The sequence below is a fragment of the Myxacorys chilensis genome, from assembly GCF_059505265.1.
The window spans coordinates 1-3335 of record NZ_JCACKG010000200.1 but is presented as its reverse complement, the minus strand read 5'-3'; the positions used below and the strand labels follow the sequence as shown (position 1 = coordinate 3335).

Below are 3335 nucleotides of genomic sequence, written 5' to 3'. Positions count from 1 at the left end.
GTCGCGCTCGCGCGCCGCTGCGCCGTCATCATGCACGCCATGCCCCGCCACGGTACCGAGTTCAGACTGGCCTGAGTCCTGCCACTCACAGGACTGATACCGTCCAGCTCATGATCTGACGCATGGAGGCCAAAGGTAATTCTGACGGACCGGATGCGTCCTCGCTGCCATGCGTCAGATCATGAGCTCGGTGGTATGAGATAGCATCGAGCTCGCGAGCGGGAGCAACCCAGGTAGTTGGACTGTGCTTTCGACCAAGCCGCCCTGCACCCAGTTGACCCCACCAAGTGCCAACCCGAGCACTTAGAAAACACCGGCACCCGAAAGACACTACCCGCTCAGACCAGAGCCGCCAGACCTTGCTCCGTTAGAGAACAAATTCTTGACATACGCACAGGCGATCAGCCCGTTGCTCTCTCTTCTCGCCACTCCCTCATAACAGCCACAACGAACGTTGACGTTCAGGACGAGCTACGTCCTGCCCGGCATTGTGCGCAGTGCAGAGAGATGTCCTTAGGCGGCGGTGCGGATTTCGTCACGTGCTTGATTGGGATTGCTCATCTCACCGTTATCGAGCTCCGCATCAGAGATCGAAGCAACCGTATGCCGCTTGGAAGCGACCCGTGCCAGAATGTCTTCGCGGGTGGCGTGCCAGCCGATATAGGCCAGGGCAGCCGCAAGGAGAGCCATTCCGTTAGCTCCTGCAAACACCGCATTTGCCACTTCCAGGAGCCAAGCATCCGAGGCGGCGCTTGCCAGAAGGAACAGCCAGCCCCCCCACACCGCTGCCAGGATGCCGATCGGTGCGGCGGTTCGGTCGTTGACCTTCGGTGTTCTTGCGAACGGGACCTTCTGACCGGTGACAGCCTGCCGAAGCGACGCAAGGGCCCCCGCCAGGTTAACTGGGATAAGCAGGAGGTTCAGGCCGTAGACGGCCACCAGCTCTCCGACAGAGCGCTTGGACAAGACGAGGTCGAGGGCATAGGCCACGAAGTAGGGCAGTGCGACAAGCGGCAGGAAGATGCCCGTGAGAGCCGGGTCGAACGGGCCCACTGCCAGAACAAGCAGAGCCACGGGGCACCAAGCCAGCGAGCCTAGATAATGGGCCCTGACCAAGAGCTGAAGGAGACGCTGGCCAAGGGGAGCGGTTGAACGCCAGACTGCCCCAAGGGCCTTCGGCAGAACGATCAGCCCACCGCAGGCCCAGCGCCGGCGCTGGATCACCAGCGCCCCGAAGTCAGGCGGGGTCGCCGACCAGGCGAGGATGGCATCGTGGTTATGGATGCCCCAGCCCTTGACGGCGAGGTCAATCGTGCTTTCCGTGTCCTCGATGGGCGTGCGATCCTGAACGTAGCGCCGAACCACGTGCCCGCGCTCAATCTCCTCGGTTGCGATATCCCGCAACGCCTTGAGCCGAAGCACAGCGTTGGCACCGACCCAGAAAGCAGCGTCAAACCGCGCAAAGCCTTGGTGGATGATCCGCTGCACATCCGTTGTCGCACCGGCAACCCGCTCAAGCAGCGTGGCCGTTTCAGGCAATGCCGCATAAGGAGTCTGGGCCACGGCAATGCTCTCGGAGCCCTCAGCCGTGATGACGGCCAGAAGCCGAGCGGCGTAACCAGGCGCTAGCAGGCTGTCGGCATCAAGTGTGATGAGGTAATCCGTCTGCGGGATGAGGCAGGTCCCGGACCGGCTGTCCACAAGGTGTAGCTTCTTTCCACGGCGGACCTCTCGCACTCGCCGGCCGACCAGATCGATGGCGGTGTTGAGGTTCATGGCCTTGTTAGCGGCATGGCTGAGATTGTCGAAGCGCTTGCGCTCAAATGTCGCCACGTCACACCGGAAGCGGCGCTGCATTCGGGCAATCTCGGCCTTGGCTGTCAGCGGGTCAGCGGAAGCCGCTGAAGCGTCATGAGCATGATCTGCCGCGAGCTGCTCGAGAACCTGAGTGCGGAAGAACCGATCATCCGCAGTCTCCGCCGGCCACTTCCTGGCCTGCTCGGCAAAGTGGGCAGCGAGGTCACGATGGGCTTGGATAAGCGCGTCCGGCGCGTTGTTGGCCTCCTCAGCCGCAAGCGCTGAAGCGTGGGCAGCGATACGTTCGAGTGGCTTGAGAAACGTCTGCACTTGGCCAGGAAGGGCTCGCGCCGCCTCGAGCAGCCGCCGCTCCTCGGGTTTGCGCGGCTCAGGAGGGTCATCCACCAGCAGCCGCAGCCATTTGTCGTCATGACGCTGCAACGCCACGCTCAGCATGGCGCGATATACGAACTCGGGCTCCTCACGATAGGAGGGGATCAGCGCTCCAAAGCGCGTCGTCCGCCCACGGACAAGATCCTGTGCTCCAGGATCGTCAGCCTTGTCGCGAAGGCGTGCCACGTAGCCGTAGTGGCATAGCACATGTGCGAAGGCTCCGTAGGCCAAAGCGAGGCCAAGCAGGGCATAGAGCGCCTCCTGCCAAGCTGGAGCGGCAGAGGCGAAGGTCTCAATGACAAAGCCGATCGAGAACAGGACGACGGCAATGACCAACCCCCACCCCAGTGCGACGCTGCGCGCCGCCCGGCCAAACATCCTGTCCATGCTAGCTCCTGCCACTCGCTAATCGGAACGCCGCGTTACCATTGCCCTGAGGTCACTGTCCCTAGCCCTTTTCAATATCGCGGTATTGTGATGGAACCTTATTGTTCGTTTATACAATCACGGGTTGCCTATCGATATACCTCATTAAACCCTCCCTTGTGGGGCGTCTCACCGGACCTCCTAGAAGTTTGATCGCCGGGTTTGCTGGTGCGGTTTTCTCCCCAGCATGGATGGATGCGCTATGGGCCAGGTTCTTCATGGGAGCGCCTGAGGACCCTCGCCAAGCGCCACGGGATCAATCCCAAGACGGTGGCGGAGTGGAAGGGTCGGGACACAATCGCTGGCCGACCAACCGGCCCGCGCGAGCTCCGCTCGACGGTGCTCTCGCCCGACGAGGAGGCGATCATCGTCGCCTTCCGCCGCCACACGTTGCTGCCGCTGGACGACTGCCTTTATGCTCTCCAGCCCTCGATCCCAGGGCTCGCGCGATCTTCGCTGCATTGCTGTCTGCACCGGCAAGGGATCTCCAGACTCCCCGATCTGGAGGGCGACAAGCCGGGAGAAGATTCCCACCGCTGCCTGACTGACCGCTGGCGTTCGAGGTCCCCCCAGGGACTCGGTCCCGGTGAGACCCTGCTCCAGACCATCGCCGACCGCCAGGACCGAACACGTTTGTGAGATCGGCACATCGAGCCTGCACCGAACCGGCATCCTATTGGCAGTGCCCGCGGCTCACCACGGACCGAAGCATGCTCCCG

1 protein-coding gene and 1 pseudogene are annotated in these 3335 nt (G+C 62.5%); one reads left to right on the top strand and one right to left on the bottom strand.

Features of this window, described 5'->3' with window-relative positions; all coding sequences use genetic code 11:
- Positions 1-513 precede the first annotated feature (513 nt).
- On the bottom strand, positions 514-2577 hold the full coding sequence (locus AC5JLB_RS18740; protein ID WP_495875342.1) for a glycosyltransferase family 2 protein: 2064 nt from the start codon (positions 2575-2577) through the stop codon (positions 514-516).
- A gap of 234 nt (positions 2578-2811) precedes the next feature.
- Between AC5JLB_RS18740 and AC5JLB_RS18735 the strand changes: the two are divergent.
- Positions 2812-3135: pseudogene (locus AC5JLB_RS18735) on the top strand (IS481 family transposase); the annotation flags it as partial.
- Positions 3136-3335 lie beyond the last annotated feature (200 nt).